Here is a 15,779-nt window from a genome sequence, read left to right as displayed (position 1 = left end):
GACGGGAGGACTGCGCCAGTTATGCTAAAGATAACCGTGATGGGGCGAACTTCAACGGGATTCGAGGAATGTGATGAACGAGATGGGGATAAAAGCGTCCCAACCGCGGCTTAACCCTGCCAAAGGTGCCGCAACAAAGGCGCCATCGACGAAAATTGCGGGCGTGGCTTCTAGGGATCGGCGCGACAATCCGGTTGTGCGCCACGCAGGGCAATCACGCAGATAGTCGCCCAAGGCCGCAATCCGCAGCGCGCCTACGTCTTCCGGGCCGGTGATTTGCCAGCGATGATCCCACAGTCCGGCTGCAGATGACTTCTCGCACCTATTGGCTGCGTGCAGTTCTCGGCTCAGCCGCAACGTATCATCTTGGACGGTCATCGCCACGCCCCCCAAAGGCGCGCGGCCTTGCGACGTGGCCTGTTCCAACCAATTCTGCGTGGCCTGCCTTCGGGGTTTATAGGAACTGGCCGACATCCACTGCACCGCCGCCGCCAAAATCCGGGAAACAAGCGCAGGTGGCGCCGTCCGCGCAGCCGATGGATCGATCAACAAATCACCCGCCTCGGCCCGAACGTGCGTCTTGGCCCAATCTAGTGCTGCATAGGCCAACACATCAGCCTCGTCTTGCATCAATGCCGCGGTCTGTAGAAGCCGCGCCCGACTGAGGCCCAGATCGGCCAGCGTCTCCGCCATTTTGCGCGCCCGGATACGATCGAACCGGGAGTCCTCATTCGATGGATCATCCACCCAATCCAAACCCTCGGCCCGCAACCAATCACGCAAATCTGCCCGAGTTTCGCCAAGGAGCGGTCGGATCAAACGGCCAGACACAGGCCGGATACCCGCCAAACCATCCACGCCAGAGCCGCGTGCAAGCCGAAGCAGCACTGTTTCGGCCTGATCATCCGCCGTGTGTCCCATCAGGATCGCGCCCGAAGTTGCCCCTAGCAGCGCCGAATGGCGGCCTTCGCGGGCGGCAGCTTGGACATTGCCGACCCCCGACCATTGCCAATTCAGCACCTGATGCCCGACACCAAGCGCCGCGCAATGCCGACTGACCAGCGCAATTTCATCAGCTGCCTCAGGACGTAGATTATGGTTAACGCTCAACGCTGTGACGCGCGCCGCACCCAAGGCGCGCACCGTTAGATGCAGCGTTGCAATCGAATCCCCACCGCCTGAACATGCAACCGCAACCGTGCCCTCGGGGCAGAGCGTTCTAATCGCCTCAACGGCGCGGGCCTCTAATGTCACGAGCAGCCAAGTGTCGCCAGTGCGGCCTCAGCCTCGGCCACTTCGACCGCGCCGGGAAAGCGGATACCAACCTCAGCCAGCATCAAACAGGCCTCGCCCGATTGACCGATCATGTCCAACGCTCTGCCCAGTTTCAGCAAAGCACCGGGCGCTTCGGGGCCATTGGGTTCTAGATTGAAACTGTCCAGATAGGCGCGGGCGGCGGGCTGCCACTCTCCCATCTGGCTCAGTGCATCGCCACGCAACAAGAACGCATCAAGCGTGAGCGGCCCCCCTGGATATGTCTGGGAAAACGCCTCTAGCTGCTCTGCTGCTGCCGCATAATCCCCTGCCTCAAATGCTTCACGTGCACGGGTGAAATCACCCTGCTCGCCTATGGCAAACTGCTCACCATCGACCTCGGGGGTTGGTGCAGGGGCCGGACCAGGCGCGGGGCCAGTCGCCACCGTATCTGTCAAATCACCGCCCAGTTTAGGCGTTTCACCGAGTGAACCGATATCGCAGGCCGTTTCCAGCTCACATAGGCGAAATTCAAGGTCACCCACCTTGTTTGTGCCATCGACAACCACCCGCTGTACGCGCAGTTCAAGGTTTTCGGTAATGGCCGTCAGCCGGCGCATTTCCTGTTCAATCGCATCGAGCCGTTCCAACACCGTGTCGCCAGAGACAACCGTCCCCGGCGCACTTGTGGTCGATAGCTGCGTGCGCAACCGCTGCACTTCTACGAACAGAACCGTTAGTTCCTGCCGGATATCCGCCAGCGTTTGCTCCTGCGGTTGCTGCGCGGACAGCGGCGTGGCAAAGGCAAGAACAAAAGCCACGGGTGACCACAGTAAAAGTGCAGGCAGTTTCATAGGTTAGCTCCCCAGACCGGCGGCACCCAAGACTGTGACCGACCGACGGTTTTGGCTGTAACACGCTTCAGTTGAACACAGCTCAATCGGACGTTCTTTGCCATAGGTGACGGTGCGCAGACGGGCATCAGAGATGCCTTGGCTGACCAGATAGTCACGCACTGATGCAGCCCGGCGCGCGCCCAGCGCAAGGTTGTATTCCCGCGTGCCCTGCTCATCGGCGTGGCCTTCGATCAGAGCGGTATATTCGGGATTGCGGGCCAAGAAATCTGCTTGGCCGGTCAGCGTAGCGCGCGCGGCTTCACCGATGGTGCTTTGGTCTACGGCAAACAGCACGCGATCGCCGATGGCTTGCTGAAAGTAGGCAGGCGAGGTGGGGTCGTCCACCGAGCCGGACACAATCTGGCCATCACTGCCCAGCGCGCTATCGCTGCCGGTGCCGCCAAAGCCGCCGCCGTCCCCGAGGAACGGATTGCTGGTACAAGCCGACAGCGCGAGGGCGGCCAGCAACATAATCGGAGTGCGGTGGGTCATTTCAAACGTCCTTCTTGTGGGCACATGCGGGCAGCTCGTCCCCGCAGTGATGGGTATAACATGGCTTAGGGCAAAAGCGGACCCCATGCGGGGTCGCTCGCGGCATTGGGGGTCGGGACGCGTTGCAGGTTACGCCCCGAGATATCGACAGAGTACAAAGCAGGCGCTCCCTGCGCGCCACTGCTTTCACGTGTGAACATAATGACACGCCCATTTGGTGACCACGTAGGGCCTTCGTCAAGAAACGCCCCCGTAAGGAGCCGTTCCTCAGTGCCAGTGGTGCGCATAACGCCAATATGGAACCGGCCCGCATTTTGCTTGGTAAAGGCAATCAGATCACCACGCGGAGACCACACCGGCGTGCCATAGCGCCCACGGCCTTGACTGACCCGCTGCGCGCTGCCGCCCGATGCGGACATGATATAGATTTGCGGGCTACCAGAACGGTCGCTTTCAAACACAATCTGGCGGCCATCGGGTGAGAAACTGGGCGCTGTCTCGATCGACGGACCAGAGGTCAGGCGGCGCGACTGCCCCGAGCGCAGATCAAGCGTGTAGATGTCCGAGTTACCGCGCGCCGAAAGGCTATAGACCACCGTCCGGCCATCGGGTGAAAAGCGGGGCGCAAAGCTCATGTCGCCGCCTTGGTCACTGATCACTCGGCGGCGCAGGGTCGCCACATCCATCACATAGACCTGCGGGAAGCCAGTTTCATAGCTGGTATAGAGGATCTGCTCTCCGTCAGGCGAAAAGCGGGGGGCCAGCACAATGGTGTCTGAGCTGGTCAGAAAGGAAACATTCGCCCCGTCATAGTCCATGATCCCAAGACGCTTGCGGCGATCATTTTTGGGGCCGGTTTCGGACACGAAAACAACGCGGCTGTCGAAATATCCCGCCTCACCAGTGATCCGGGCATAGACAGCATCCGAGACTTTGTGCGCCATCCGCCGCCACCCGTCTGTGGTACCCACAAACTGTAACCCATCCCCAAGAGGGGCATCCGAAAACACATCAAACAAGCGGAACTGCACGGTCAAACGGTTGCCCTGAACCGCTACGGCGCCCGTAATCAACGCCTGCGCATTGATCGCTTTCCAGTCGCTATAGGGCACTGTGCTGTCAAAGCTGGTCACCCGAGAAATATGCGCTGAGGCGGGAATTTCCCGAAACAAGCCTGTGTTCGTCAGATTTGCCGCAATCACCCGGCTGATGTCCTGGGCCATAGCATTCGACGCCCGGTTTTGCGGCACAAAATCCGGGATCGCGACGGGGATCGGCTCAATCACGCCTTCGGTGATGGTAATGCGCAGCGGCCCCGGGCTTTGCGCCGCGGCGGGGCTGGTCAAAATCGCCAGCGCTACAAAGATACGGCTTAGAAGGGACAGCATATTAACGGATCCTCATCGATGAAGGGTCAAAGGTCATCTCGACCTCTTGCCAATGGTCATATTTCTCTTGCGGCAGATCAAACCCCCGGGCGCCACAGCGCAAGATTGCGCGGCGACCTGCCTCATAGGCCTGTCGGGCCGTCGCTTCCGAGCCACCCTGAAATCCTGCCATGCGCAGGGAACTTGCAACGGGCGTGCCATCCGGGTTGAGCGCAAAGGCAATCGTCACAGCCGTTTGCGCCCAGACAGCGCCGGGATCGACGTTCCAGCACGATTGCACCGCAACCCGGAAGCCATCCCGTTCGCCACTGCTAAGCTGTGGTCCAGATGGCGCGGCGGCAACCGTTTGTTGCAACTCAGAAATCGCGCCCGCTATCCCAGAGGACGTATCGGCCTCTGGCTCGGGGGTGGGTTCAGGGGCGGGCTCAGCCACGGGCTGCTCAACCACTGGGGCCTCGGCTACGGCCACGGGCCGGCTTGGCTTGCGCTGTGGTCGCAAGGAAACGTCTGGCGCGCGTGATGGAATATCCGCCTCGGTCACAATCCGTGTGGTGGCCTCTGGCGGGGCGACGGGATCGGGCGCGGCCTCCTCTGGTGGGGCATCGGCAACCTCGCTCGGTGTGGGTGCGGCCTCAACCACAGGGGCGGTTTCCGCCAACGATGGCGGCGCAGGCGTGGGCGCAACGCGCGGGGCTGCGCGCGGTGTTGGCGGTGCATCAGAGATCGGCGCATCCGGGTCCGAGGGCGGCGGCGCGGGTGGCTCGGGCGCTTGCGGGGCTTCTGGCTGCACTTCGGTGCGCGGCGGTGGGGTTAGGATGGCCACTTCCGGAGGGGGCGGTGCTTCCTGAGGTGCGGGTTGCGGCGTCGGGGCCTCGGGTCGAGGGGTCGTTTCGACCTGCGGCGTTGCGATGTCAGATGTCTCAGACAGTGGCGCGATAGGGGCTGACGGCATCGGTATCTCGGCCGAAGGGGCGTCAGACACCATTGCGTCAAATTCAGCGTTGGTCATCACACTCACTTCGGTCACCGAAAACGGCACCTCTGGCGGGGCGGGTTGAAACCACGCCCCCACAAGCGCCCAAAGAACAATCAACCCATGGACCGTCCCGGAGACAATGAGGCCCTCGCGCATCTGCATGCGCGATCACTGTCCGTCCGCGTCGAGCGTTGGCCCGCCCGCGTCCGTCACCAGCCCCAGATTGCGGAAACCGCCTGCATTGAGCGCCCCCATAACCTCCATCACTTGTGCATAGGGCACGATCCCATCGGCCCGCAGAAACACCTTGTCGGTGGTCCGCTCTGCCGCGATGGCCTGCAACCGCGTCACCAGTTCTTCACGGGCCACTTCGGTGGATTGGATCAACACGGTACCATCAGCGGCAATCGTCACGGCGAGCGGTTCTTCTTGTTCATCCGGAAGCGGCCCTGCGGCCGTTTCTGGCAATTCGATAGGCACGCCAGCCGTTAACAAAGGTGCCGCGACCATAAAGATGATCAGCAGCACCAACATCACGTCCACAAATGGCGTGACGTTGATTTCGGACATTGGCTGACTGCCACCGCCGCGCCGACGCCGTCCGCGCCGTCCGCCGCTACCCGATTGCATGACCCCGCCACCCATGACCTAGGCCGCGTCCAACTGGCGCGACAGGATCGTAGCGAACTCATCGGCAAAGGCCTCGTATTCGCCCGTGATCTTGTCCGCATCACGGTTAAGCTGGTTGAAAAAGACCACCGCAGGGATCGCAGCCAATAGGCCCAGACCCGTGGCCAACAACGCCTCCGCAATACCGGGCGCGACAACCGCAAGGTTGGTGTTCTGCTGAATGGCGATTTCCTCAAACGCGTGTTTGATGCCCCAAACGGTGCCAAACAGGCCGATGAACGGCCCCGTCGATCCGGTTGTCGCAAGGAACGTAAGCCCCGAGGTCAGCGCGCCGCGCTCTTTGGCGATTGCAACGTCCATGGCCCGGTCAATCCGCGCCTGCGCACCTGCGATCAATCCGCCGTCGTTGCGATGACTGCGCTCCCACTCGGTCATGGCCGAGACAAAAATACGCTCATTCGCGGTTTTGGGCGCGCCGTTGATCTTGGCATACAATTCATCCAACGGCTCGCCTGACCAGAACGCCTCATCAAAGACGGAGGTCTCGGCCCGTGCTTGGCGAAACTGCATAAGCTTTTGAATATACACCGCCCAAACCCAGACGGAGGCCACGATCAGCATGATCATGACGACCTTCACGATAAACGTGGCGCGGAGAAACAGCGCCCACATAGAGAAATCAATCTCCTGCGCGGCTGCGAGAACTTCAGTTTCCATGGACTGCTCGGTCCTGTCTAGTGATGCCGTTATCGGCTTATATAGAAATTAGATAACAGAATTTCAGCGCAAAGGCCAAGGTTTTGGCACAAATCAGCGAGCGGTTGCCAGTTTTGTGATCTGGGGCGGCAACCGGGTGGGACGCCCGTCCGGGCCAAGGCAGACAAGCACGACTTTTGCTTCGAAAATTAGGGTATTTTGACGGGATACAACCTGCTGCAATGTGAGCCGGGCCGGGGTCGTCTTTGTGACCGATGTTTCAACGATCAACTCATCATCGAACTTTGCGGGGGCACGGTAGTCGGCTTCTAGCCGAGCGACGGCGAACACTTGGCCCGCGGCCTTCATCGCAATTTGATCGATACCCGCAGCGCGGACCATCTCAGACCGGGCGCGCTCGATGAACTTGAGGTAGTTGGCGTAATACACGATCCCGGCCAGATCGGTGTCCTCATAATAGACACGAATGGGCCAGCGATGCGGACCCGTCAGGCTCACTGAACTTTCTCCGCCGCCATCCGCGCGCTAAGCCGCAACGCATGAGACGGATCCTGCGCCATCACCGGCATCACCGGGTCATAGGCCGCGCGCAACAAGCTGGATACATCAGGTCGCAGCACCGCTGTGCCGTCGACCAACCCAATGGGCGAGGCGCCCAGAAACGCCGTGTCGGACCACAACACCATGGCCTGTACCATTTGATTAAGCGCGAGCGTTTCGGCGGGCACATCCCGCAACGCATCATCCATACAGATGAACGAAAAGCAGGCCTTGATGCCGCCGTCCTCATCAAACCTGAAAGCACGGTATTGGTTGGCATCCGCCGCCTTGAGGCGCGCAACCAGCGGCTCTAGGTCCGGCAACAGTCGGTCCATATTTGGGGTCTCGGTCAGCTCGTCCCAGCTTTGAATAAAGAACACCATGAGGTTGGCGCCCAGCTCTGGGTCCGTCTCGGCCATTTTGTGGCCAGTCAGAACGCACAACGCCTCGATCGCGCCCTTTAGAACCGCGATCGTTTCGTCCAAGACACCGAACGTGATCGGCACGATGGGCCGGCCCCAGCGGGCGAACAAATAACTGCCATCGGCGCGGGTGAAATAGGCGGTTGTCTCGTCTGGTGTCATCTCGGCCCCATGAATGCAGGGGGAACGACGCCTAGAGGCGCCCTCCCGTTCGAGGGGTCTACATGAAGATTTTTCGCCCCTAGAACAAGTCCCCTTGGGGTTCGGGACGTGGTGGTGTCAGGCCCAGATGGGTCCACGCGCGGGGCCCCAGCATCCGGCCGCGCGGCGTGCGCTGCAGCATGCCTTGTTGCAGCAAATATGGCTCAACCACTTCTTCTAATGCATCGCGGCTCTCGGATAGGGCGGCGGCAATTGTCTCAACCCCCACGGGGCCGCCCATGTAATGTTCGGCAATCAGGGTCAGGTAACGACGGTCCGCGCCGTCCAGCCCGACGTTGTCCACACCCAAGCGGGTCAGCGCGTTGTCGGCCAGCGCTTGGGTGACGCGACCATCCCCCTCAACAACCGCAAAATCCACGACCCGGCGCAGCAACCGCCCTGCGACACGTGGTGTGCCACGGGCGCGTTTCGCAATTTCGCGCGCGCCAGCATCGTCGGCAGGGCACCCCAACAGGCGCGCCCCACGCAGAACGATCTGGTGCAACTCATCCTCGGTATAGAACTGCAACCGCGTCGGGATACCAAAGCGATCCCGCAGCGGGGTTTGCAACAGGCCAAGCCGAGTCGTTGCCCCCACAAGCGTGAAGGGCTGCAAGTCGATGCGCACGGTTCGTGCCGACGGCCCCTCCCCGATCACAAGATCCAGCGCGTGGTCCTCCATCGCGGGATATAGCACTTCTTCGACCACAGGGTTCAGGCGGTGAATTTCGTCGATGAACAGGACATCGCGCGCCTCAAGGTTGGTCAGGATCGCTGCCAAATCGCCCGCTTTGGCCAGCACCGGGCCAGAGGTCATGCGAAAGTTCACCCCCAACTCGCGCGCCATGATCTGGGCCAACGTGGTTTTGCCCAAGCCGGGCGGGCCATGAAACAGCACATGATCCATCGCCTCGCCGCGACGCCGTGCGCTTTCGATGAAAATGCGCAGGTTGCTGCGCGCCTCGGCCTGCCCGATGAACTCTTCAAGCGCTTGCGGACGCAATGCGCGGTCGTTGTCTTCGGGGGCGGGGTGCGGATCCAAAAGCGGGTCAGTCATGGCTTAGCCCTTCGGCGCGAGCAATTTCAGCGCGGCCTTGATGATTGCGCCGGTGTCACCAGCATCAGCGGCTTCAGCCACGGCGCGGGCGGCATCAACAGGCGCATAGCCAAGGTTGGTCAGCGCGGATAACGCTTCAGCCTGCCCACCGGGCGCTGAGGGCGCAGCCTGCGGTTTAGCCACAGAGGCCGCCGCGGGGACATCGCCCACCGCCTCAACCAGCGTGTCAGACCCGGTGGCCATCAGGCCCGGAGCCTTGTCCTTCAACTCATTCACGACGCGCGCGGCAATCTTTGGGCCCACCCCCGGTGCGGCCTTGATCGCGCCGGCGTCGCCCAATGCAATCGCACGCGCCACGCCATCGGCCCCAAGCGTACCCAATATCGCCATCGATGCCTTGGCCCCGATCCCTTGGACCGAGATCAACAGACGGTGCCATTCCCGTTCATAAACAGTGGTGAACCCGAACAATTGCAACAGGTCCTCACGGACCAACAGTTCTGTATAAAGTGCGGCGGCCTCGCCCTTGGGCGGCAGGTTCGCAAGCGTGCGGTCCGAGCAGTGCACGGTATAGCCAACGCCCGACACATCCAACAGAACGTGATCCGTGCCTTTGTAATCGACCCGACCCGTAAGTTTGCCAATCATTGTGCTGCCCGCATTGCGGCCTCCAATCGACCTGAGGATTGCGCGTGAAACGAGTGGCAAATCGCGATCGCAAGCGCGTCAGCCGCATCGGGGCTATCGAACGTGACGCCGGGCAATTGCACACGTACCATTGCCTGCACTTGCCCCTTGTCCGCGTGCCCTACGCCCACAACCGTCTTTTTGATGGCGTTGGGTGAATATTCCCCAATTGCCAAGCCCGCCTGCGCCGGCACCAACAACGCAACACCACGCGCCTGTCCTAGTTTAAGCGTCGCAGCCCCATCTTTATTCACGAATGTCTGTTCGACTGCGGCGGTGTCGGGCTCATAGGCCGCGATCACATCGGTCAGCTGCGCATGCAGGCTCAGCAGCCGTGCGGCCAGCGTGTCCTTTGCATCCGTCTTGCATGTCCCGTTGGCGATGTGGCGCAAGTGGCTGCCGCGCGACTCAATCACGCCCCACCCCATGTTCCTTAGCCCGGGATCGACCCCTAGAACGCGCATTCTGCTCTCGCCTTTTATGTTTGTTACAGGACTATCACGAAGATCCGACGGCAGCCAGAAAAACAAAGGTTAATTGCACGCGGTCCCAAACGCGACATTGCGGACCAAAACCGACGAAACACATTTCGCAAGCGACGCTTTTTCGCCCGAAATCCGCAATCAAATAAACCCATTAACCACCCCCACAATCCTATGCGCAAATCGCATATGAGACATGCATTCTTGCTAATTGTTGATATCTGAATTCCGGCATACCTGCGGCCCATGGAAGGCAATTACAGCGCTTTCCTTTAAACCTAAAAACTTGAAAGATCGGAAAGGACGCACTTATGGCAACCCTCGACACCATCCGTCCGATCGCCACCGAAAATGGCCCTCGGACGTTCTTTATCTCTCTCATTGCAGCCATTGCGGCTTGGAATGATCGCCGCGTAACGCGTGATGCTCTTGAGCGTCTATCGGACCGGGAGCTGAATGATATCGGGCTCAAACGCGCTGACATCGAAGCCTTGATCTAAGGCTGTAGCAAAGGGGTTCATCCACCTTTGTAACGTGTAAACGCCGCATCCTCGTGCGGCGTTCTGCATGTCTGGAGGATCGTTTATCCGGCGACGGGAACCCCAGCCTTTGACGGTAAAATCGCCGCCATCCATTCTGCAACCCACAGCGAGATTGAATCTGGTTGCAGTACAAAGGCAAAGACCTGGTCCGACCAATTGCCTTGTGACAAGCCTGTGACCCGCACATTCAAAACCTCGGTCCCGAAGTAGGCATAAATAAACCCCTTCAAGCCGATCAAACACACAGTTACAAAAGCCAAGTGCACCCACGGAATACGGCGGGCCTTCTTTAAGACAACAGGAACGAGCAACCCATCGGGCCGCTTTTTATAAAGCACCTTAGCGTGTTTCGACGTGGCTTCACGCTTGCGCGTTTCCACCTCAGCCATACGGTGCTGAAACGATTTATTTTGACTATACATCGGCACCTCAAAATGAATTGGCACCCCCAACACTGATAAAATACAGCCGAAATGGGGCGCCAATAAGGCGCGATTTTTAGCTTTTCTTCAACGACAGCGTCGACCACTCAGGCGTCTTGTGATGATGCTCCAGCGTGAAACCTACTGTTTCATATGCCTTAATTACGTCTGCGGCCTGTTCATTCAGGATGCCCGACAAAAGAGCGTAGCCACCAAAAGAAACGTTTGTTGCCATATCAGGGGCTAATTCCAGCAAGGGTCCCATGAGAATATTAGCAAAGACCAGATCAAATGGGCCGACCTCTGCCAGTGTCGGGTGATCAAAGCCCGCAGCCTCTAGGCATTCCATCCGGTCGCCCAATCCGTTGACGTCCGCATTCACGCGCGCCACGTCCACGGCCGTTGGGTCCATATCGCTGGCATAGACCGTGCCAGCCTCATCCGCGGACCACACTTTGGCCGCAGCCATAGCCAGAACCGCAGTGCCGCACCCGATGTCAGCCACTTTGCCGGGGCCAAAGCCCGCCTGTAGCAGCCGCTCAAACGCCAAAAGGCATCCATGTGTCGTGCCGTGATGCCCGGTGCCAAACGCCATCGCGGCCTCAATTAGCAGGCCAATGCGGCCCTCGGGCAACGCTTCGGCATCATGCCCCCCGTGCACAAAAAACCGGCCTGCCTCAACTGGGTGCAATTCGCGACGCACATGGGCGACCCAATCCGTGTCCGGCAATTCGGACACTACGAAATCTGCGGCCCCGTGTGCTGCCGCCAACAATGCTAGGGCCACCGCATCCGGGCGCTCTAGGAAGTAGGATCCGACCTCCCACGTGCCCGAGCCATCCTCGACCTCAAAAACGCCCACGCCGTAGGGCGCTGGATCGATGTTCTCCAATGCTTCGCCCAAGGCTTCGGCGGGCGCCTTGCCAGAAAGTGTCGTAAAGGCAGTAAAGGTCGTTTCGGTCATAGCGGGGGCTCCTTTGCACCCCGCCTACCCGGCCCTGCGGCGGCTGTCTAGACGCCCACACCAATGGGACAGGTCACGCCCGTCCCACCGATACCGCAATACCCGTTTGGGTTTTTGGCAAGGTACTGCTGGTGATAGTCCTCTGCATGGTAAAACGCAGGGGCGTCGATGATCTCGGTGGTGATCGCACCATAACCCGCAGACAAAAGCCGTGGCGCGAACGCGAGCTTGGATACCTCAGCGGCGGCCTTTTGCACATCAGAATAGGTATAGATACCGCTGCGGTACTGCGTGCCCATATCGTTACCTTGCCGCATGCCCTGCGTCGGGTCATGCCCTTCCCAAAAGACGCGCAGCAGATCATCATAGCTGATGATCGCCGGGTCATAGACCATACGCACCACCTCATTGTGACCCGTCTGGCCCGAACAGACCTCATCATATGTGGCATTCGGGGTGTAGCCCCCCGCATAGCCCACAAGCGTGACGTACACACCGTCTAGTTGCCAGAACATCCGCTCAACGCCCCAGAAACAGCCCATCCCGAACATGGCTTCTTCCATGCCATCGGGCACGGGGCCCAACAACGGGTTGCCGTTTACAAAGTGAGTTTGCGCCGTGGGGATTGCCGTTTGACGACCGGGCAGCGCCGCACTGCGCGCGACCATCTCGGCTTTCTTACGTTGGAACAGAAACATGCAGCACCTCCATCTGGCTTTCGCCTGATATAGGGCGCTTTACTCCGCAGGACTAGGGACAGGTCGCGTGATCACAGTCTCGTTCCCTGGCTCTGGGTGGCGCGGGATAAGACACGACAACCCAAGCGACACCAACGCCATACAGGCCGCCGCTACAAAAACCGAAATCGGTGAAACCAACCAAAGGTAGCCCAGCGATGCGGGTAAAAACACCGCGGCAATATGGTTGATCGTAAAGGCTACAGCCGCTGTGGGCGCAATATCCCCGGGGTCCGCGATCTTTTGAAAGTATGTCTTGATCGCCAGCGCGAGGCTAAAAAAGATGTTGTTCAGAATGTACAAAGCCGCCGCCACCGTAGCCGACCAATCAAACAAATACAGCCCAATGTAGAATGCGAAAATCCCGAACAAACCGGCGTACTCGACGATCAACGCGGCCCGCTCACCAAAATACGCAACAGCTCGACCCAATTGCGGCGCCACGATCATATTCACCACCAACGTGGCCATGAACAAAGCCGTAATATCACTCACCGAAAAGCCGAACTTCTCGACCATCATAAAACCAGCGAACACCACGAAAATCTGCCGCCGCGCGCCGGACATGAACTGCAAAAGGTAGTACAGCCAATAACGTTTGCGCAGGATCATCTTTTTCGTCTGGGGATTGGGGCTCTCAAACTGCGGAAACGCCCAAAACGCGAACAACGCCATGGCCACAGTGATCGATCCCGCAACCCAATAGACCAGATCATAGCTTAAATCGAACGCCCGCCACGTCAGCACAATCGCGCCATACGCCAGCAACGTCGCCCCCGACCCGACAGCCATCAAAATGCCCAGCACTTGCGGCGCACGCGCCTTGTCGATCCACTGCAACTGCAACGATTGGTTGGCGGTCTCGTAGTAATGAAAGCCGATGGACGACAACAGCGTCACAAACAACAAACCACCCAAGGATGGAAACTGCGCCGTCAAAACCGTGGCCACACCCAACAACACAAGTGACACCAACGCCAAAACCTGCTCGCGCATAAAAATGATTATGAAAATCACCCCAATCGCAAGAAATCCGGGAATCTCACGCACAGTGTGCAGCCACCCAATGTCCGCACCATCAAACCCCGCCATTTCAATGACAAAGTTGTTCAACAGGGCCGACCAAGTGGCAAAGGCAATGGGCATGGCTGCGGCCATCAAAGCCAACAGAGCCACAGGGCGCCGCCACAAAGGCCAGTCGCGCGTCTCAGAGAGGTGTACGGTTCTCACCCACTCGCGCTACACCAGTGCCCCGCCCAGAGCAATCCCGCGCCCACGCACAGCCGCCCCTGCATTTCTTTGGTTTCGAAATATCCCCGCCGGAGGCAAGAAATTTAGCTGGCCAAAACATTGCGGAACAACCACGGGTCGGCTTCGTCAATATCCTCAGGGAAATGCTGCCAACGGTCCTGCAAAGGCGTCCAATCGGTGTAATGCGCCTCAACCGGTCCAAGGTAGGGCACTTGCACTTCTAGGCAGCGAGCGTGATCCATTTCATCGGTCTCAACGATACCAGCGTTGGGGTTTTCCACCGCCCAAACCATTCCTGCCAAAACCGCAGAGGTTACCTGCAACCCGGTCGCGTTCTGATCCGGGGCCAACGCTTTGGTTTCTTCGTTCGATAACCGTGATCCATACCACAGGGCATTTTTCTCATGCCCATACAACAGCACACCCAACTCATCGATGCCCTCAACGATCTCATCGACCTCCAAGATCACATGCTCGGTCTGTTGCCGACCAGACCCAAACATCTCATGCAGCGACAACACTGCGTCGTCCGCTGGGTGATAGGCATAGTGGCACGTTGGTCGGAACTCCGGCGCATCCGCCGGACCCACAGTGTAGTAATCCGAGATCGAGATCGCCTCATTGTGCGTCACCAAAAACCCAAACTGCGGCCCAGGGGTAGGGCACCAAGTGTGCACTCGCGTAATCGCGCCCGGCCGGTCCAACCAGATAGACGACTGACAGCCCTCGCTGTGTCGATACCCGTTTTCAGGGAACCACGTCTCATGGGTACCCCAGCCCAGCTCGGCGGGCTGAAATCCTTCGGCAATGAACCCCTCAACCGACCAAGTGTTCACAAAGACACCGCGGGGGCGTGGCGTTTCACGGGCCTGCGTGTCGCGCTCAGCGATGTGCACGCCCTTTACGCCAAGCGACTGCATCAACCCCGCCCAACCTGAGCGGTCCGTAGGTGTGGCAACATCGCGGCCCGTGTCCCGGGCCAAGGTCATCAACCCTGCCTTTACGAACCAAGACACCATCCCAGGGTTCGCGCCACAGCACGACACGGCAGTGCTCCCGCCGGGGTTGGCGGCCTTCTCATCGCGCACCGCTTGGCGCAGCGCGTAATTGGTGCGGGCGGCGTTGTCTTCGGTGTCAAAATAGAAGCCCGCCCATGGCTCAACCACCGTGTCGATGTATGGCACGCCGATCTCGCGGCAGAACTTCATCAGATCAAGCGACGATGTATCAACGCTCAGGTTCACGCAGAACCCTTTACCCGGTTCCAATACGCGGCCCAGCACCTCACGGTAGTTGTCCGGCGTCAAGGCCACGGGATGGCATGTGATGCCCCGCGCCGCCAATTCCTTCTGGCCCGCCTCACCCGGCTCAATCACCGAAAACGCCGCGCGGTCATACTCAAAATGGCGTTCAATCAAGGGCAACGTTCCCCGACCAATCGACCCAAAACCGATCATCACAATTGGGCCATCAATACGGGCATAAATAGGGTGAGACATCGCGCTGCTCCTTGCTTGGTGCGGTTCGAGATAGACCGCGCTTGGCAGAAAGAAAATGGATTTGGGCAATGTCACACAGGGACGTGCCCGCCAGTGCGTGCTTCATAGGCTGAAACCACTGGCGGGGGATAGCCTTGGAACGTGACCTATTGGCCGAAAATCCACCAAAGCCCGCACGGGCAACACCCTGCAGGCACAGCACCCCACAACCCCAACGCAAAAGGCCACCCCCGAAGGAGCGGCCTTTAAATCCGTCAATCAGCGTCAGATTAGTTCTGAGCGTAGTATTCGATGACGAGGTTTGGTTCCATTTGAACCGCGTATGGCACATCGCCCAAACCGGGGGTGCGCACAAACGTCGCCTTCATTTTGTTGTGGTCAGCTTCGATGTAGTCAGGAACATCGCGCTCAGTCAGTTGAGTAGCCTCGATCACAACAGCGATCTGCTTGGATTTCTCACGAACTTCGACAACATCACCTTCATTGACGCGGTAGGAAGCGATGTTCACTTTCTTACCGTTCACGGTCACGTGGCCGTGGTTCACGAACTGACGTGCAGCAAAGATAGTTGCAACGAACTTGGCGCGGTACACAACAGCGTCCAGACGACGCTCCAGCAGGC

General features: G+C 59.4%; 19 protein-coding genes. 1 reads left to right on the top strand and 18 read right to left on the bottom strand.

What is annotated here, in order from left to right; all coding sequences use genetic code 11:
- Positions 1–51: 51 nt before the first annotated feature.
- The 12 genes from tilS to ruvC all read right to left on the bottom strand — a co-directional run bounded on the left by tilS (position 52) and on the right by ruvC (position 9,724).
- Positions 52–1,254 (bottom strand): tRNA lysidine(34) synthetase TilS, encoded by a 1,203-nt coding sequence (gene tilS / locus AC4GMC_RS04985; RefSeq protein ID WP_487877949.1) that lies wholly within the window; start codon positions 1,252–1,254, stop codon positions 52–54.
- The gene (locus tag AC4GMC_RS04980) at positions 1,251–2,108 is read right to left on the bottom strand and encodes a tetratricopeptide repeat protein (RefSeq protein WP_487877948.1); all 858 of its coding nucleotides are present in this window, start codon (positions 2,106–2,108) and stop codon (positions 1,251–1,253) included. The genes tilS and AC4GMC_RS04980 overlap by 4 nt, the downstream gene beginning before the upstream one ends.
- Before the next feature lie 3 nt (positions 2,109–2,111).
- Positions 2,112–2,642, bottom strand: coding sequence for a peptidoglycan-associated lipoprotein Pal (pal, locus tag AC4GMC_RS04975; RefSeq protein ID WP_487877947.1), 531 nt, complete (start codon positions 2,640–2,642; stop codon positions 2,112–2,114).
- Between the two features lie 65 nt (positions 2,643–2,707).
- Positions 2,708–4,030, bottom strand: a complete 1,323-nt coding sequence (tolB, locus tag AC4GMC_RS04970; RefSeq protein ID WP_487877946.1) for a Tol-Pal system beta propeller repeat protein TolB — start codon at positions 4,028–4,030, stop codon at positions 2,708–2,710.
- Between the two features lies 1 nt (position 4,031).
- Positions 4,032–5,168 (bottom strand): hypothetical protein, encoded by a 1,137-nt coding sequence (locus AC4GMC_RS04965; protein WP_487879148.1) that lies wholly within the window; start codon positions 5,166–5,168, stop codon positions 4,032–4,034.
- Between the two features lie 6 nt (positions 5,169–5,174).
- Positions 5,175–5,651 (bottom strand): protein TolR, encoded by a 477-nt coding sequence (gene tolR, locus AC4GMC_RS04960; RefSeq protein WP_487878359.1) that lies wholly within the window; start codon positions 5,649–5,651, stop codon positions 5,175–5,177.
- Positions 5,652–5,654: 3 nt separating this feature from the next.
- Positions 5,655–6,353 (bottom strand): protein TolQ, encoded by a 699-nt coding sequence (tolQ, locus tag AC4GMC_RS04955; RefSeq protein WP_038004427.1) that lies wholly within the window; start codon positions 6,351–6,353, stop codon positions 5,655–5,657.
- Between the two features lie 93 nt (positions 6,354–6,446).
- Entirely contained in the window at positions 6,447–6,851 is a 405-nt protein-coding gene (gene ybgC, locus AC4GMC_RS04950; protein WP_487878358.1) for a tol-pal system-associated acyl-CoA thioesterase, read from the bottom strand.
- Positions 6,848–7,477: a hypothetical protein gene (locus AC4GMC_RS04945; RefSeq protein WP_058124499.1), complete on the bottom strand. Its 630-nt coding sequence runs from the start codon at positions 7,475–7,477 to the stop codon at positions 6,848–6,850. The genes ybgC and AC4GMC_RS04945 overlap by 4 nt, the downstream gene beginning before the upstream one ends.
- Before the next feature lie 79 nt (positions 7,478–7,556).
- On the bottom strand, positions 7,557–8,573 hold the full coding sequence (ruvB, locus tag AC4GMC_RS04940) for a Holliday junction branch migration DNA helicase RuvB (RefSeq protein ID WP_487878357.1): 1,017 nt from the start codon (positions 8,571–8,573) through the stop codon (positions 7,557–7,559).
- A gap of 3 nt (positions 8,574–8,576) precedes the next feature.
- On the bottom strand, positions 8,577–9,221 hold the full coding sequence (gene ruvA / locus AC4GMC_RS04935; RefSeq protein ID WP_487878356.1) for a Holliday junction branch migration protein RuvA: 645 nt from the start codon (positions 9,219–9,221) through the stop codon (positions 8,577–8,579).
- Positions 9,218–9,724: a crossover junction endodeoxyribonuclease RuvC gene (gene ruvC, locus AC4GMC_RS04930; protein WP_038004420.1), complete on the bottom strand. Its 507-nt coding sequence runs from the start codon at positions 9,722–9,724 to the stop codon at positions 9,218–9,220. The genes ruvA and ruvC overlap by 4 nt, the downstream gene beginning before the upstream one ends.
- Positions 9,725–10,053: 329 nt before the next feature.
- Here ruvC and AC4GMC_RS04925 point away from each other — a divergent pair, with 329 nt between their 5' ends.
- The gene (locus AC4GMC_RS04925) at positions 10,054–10,242 is read left to right on the top strand and encodes a DUF1127 domain-containing protein (protein WP_038004419.1); all 189 of its coding nucleotides are present in this window, start codon (positions 10,054–10,056) and stop codon (positions 10,240–10,242) included.
- 83 nt (positions 10,243–10,325) lie between these two features.
- On the opposite strand, the gene AC4GMC_RS04920 is transcribed toward AC4GMC_RS04925, so the two are convergent.
- The 6 genes from AC4GMC_RS04920 to rpsD all read right to left on the bottom strand — a co-directional run.
- Complete coding sequence (locus AC4GMC_RS04920) at positions 10,326–10,673, bottom strand: hypothetical protein (RefSeq protein WP_487878803.1); 348 nt, start codon at positions 10,671–10,673, stop codon at positions 10,326–10,328.
- A gap of 109 nt (positions 10,674–10,782) precedes the next feature.
- The gene (locus AC4GMC_RS04915) at positions 10,783–11,670 is read right to left on the bottom strand and encodes a 50S ribosomal protein L11 methyltransferase (protein ID WP_487878802.1); all 888 of its coding nucleotides are present in this window, start codon (positions 11,668–11,670) and stop codon (positions 10,783–10,785) included.
- 47 nt (positions 11,671–11,717) lie between these two features.
- Entirely contained in the window at positions 11,718–12,368 is a 651-nt protein-coding gene (msrA, locus tag AC4GMC_RS04910; RefSeq protein ID WP_487878747.1) for a peptide-methionine (S)-S-oxide reductase MsrA, read from the bottom strand.
- A gap of 39 nt (positions 12,369–12,407) precedes the next feature.
- Positions 12,408–13,637: an MFS transporter gene (locus AC4GMC_RS04905; RefSeq protein ID WP_487878746.1), complete on the bottom strand. Its 1,230-nt coding sequence runs from the start codon at positions 13,635–13,637 to the stop codon at positions 12,408–12,410.
- Between the two features lie 104 nt (positions 13,638–13,741).
- A complete protein-coding gene (locus AC4GMC_RS04900; protein WP_487879150.1) occupies positions 13,742–15,157 on the bottom strand; it encodes a homospermidine synthase in 1,416 nt (471 codons plus the stop codon).
- Between the two features lie 269 nt (positions 15,158–15,426).
- Positions 15,427–15,779 (bottom strand): 30S ribosomal protein S4 (gene rpsD, locus AC4GMC_RS04895; RefSeq protein WP_490391438.1); only part of this gene is annotated, 353 nt, incomplete at its 5' end.

The organism is Thalassobacter sp. (assembly GCF_982993085.1).
The sequence above is the reverse complement of the archived record's forward strand: the minus strand, read 5'-3'. Positions and strand labels throughout refer to the sequence as shown.

Excerpts from the sequence above, each read along its gene's own strand:
- AC4GMC_RS04925 (WP_038004419.1), top strand. The coding sequence starts at position 10,054 with ATGGCAACCCTCGACACCATCCGTCCGATCGCCACCGAAAATGGCCCT.
- msrA (WP_487878747.1), bottom strand. The coding sequence starts at position 12,368 with ATGTTTCTGTTCCAACGTAAGAAAGCCGAGATGGTCGCGCGCAGTGCG.
- tolB (WP_487877946.1), bottom strand. The coding sequence starts at position 4,030 with ATGCTGTCCCTTCTAAGCCGTATCTTTGTAGCGCTGGCGATTTTGACC.
- AC4GMC_RS04920 (WP_487878803.1), bottom strand. The coding sequence starts at position 10,673 with ATGGCTGAGGTGGAAACGCGCAAGCGTGAAGCCACGTCGAAACACGCT.
- tolR (WP_487878359.1), bottom strand. The coding sequence starts at position 5,651 with ATGGGTGGCGGGGTCATGCAATCGGGTAGCGGCGGACGGCGCGGACGG.
- ruvC (WP_038004420.1), bottom strand. The coding sequence starts at position 9,724 with ATGCGCGTTCTAGGGGTCGATCCCGGGCTAAGGAACATGGGGTGGGGC.
- AC4GMC_RS04945 (WP_058124499.1), bottom strand. The coding sequence starts at position 7,477 with ATGACACCAGACGAGACAACCGCCTATTTCACCCGCGCCGATGGCAGT.
- AC4GMC_RS04965 (WP_487879148.1), bottom strand. The coding sequence starts at position 5,168 with ATGCAGATGCGCGAGGGCCTCATTGTCTCCGGGACGGTCCATGGGTTG.
- AC4GMC_RS04915 (WP_487878802.1), bottom strand. The coding sequence starts at position 11,670 with ATGACCGAAACGACCTTTACTGCCTTTACGACACTTTCTGGCAAGGCG.
- AC4GMC_RS04900 (WP_487879150.1), bottom strand. The coding sequence starts at position 15,157 with ATGTCTCACCCTATTTATGCCCGTATTGATGGCCCAATTGTGATGATC.
- ruvA (WP_487878356.1), bottom strand. The coding sequence starts at position 9,221 with ATGATTGGCAAACTTACGGGTCGGGTCGATTACAAAGGCACGGATCAC.
- ruvB (WP_487878357.1), bottom strand. The coding sequence starts at position 8,573 with ATGACTGACCCGCTTTTGGATCCGCACCCCGCCCCCGAAGACAACGAC.
- tolQ (WP_038004427.1), bottom strand. The coding sequence starts at position 6,353 with ATGGAAACTGAAGTTCTCGCAGCCGCGCAGGAGATTGATTTCTCTATG.
- AC4GMC_RS04980 (WP_487877948.1), bottom strand. The coding sequence starts at position 2,108 with ATGAAACTGCCTGCACTTTTACTGTGGTCACCCGTGGCTTTTGTTCTT.
- pal (WP_487877947.1), bottom strand. The coding sequence starts at position 2,642 with ATGACCCACCGCACTCCGATTATGTTGCTGGCCGCCCTCGCGCTGTCG.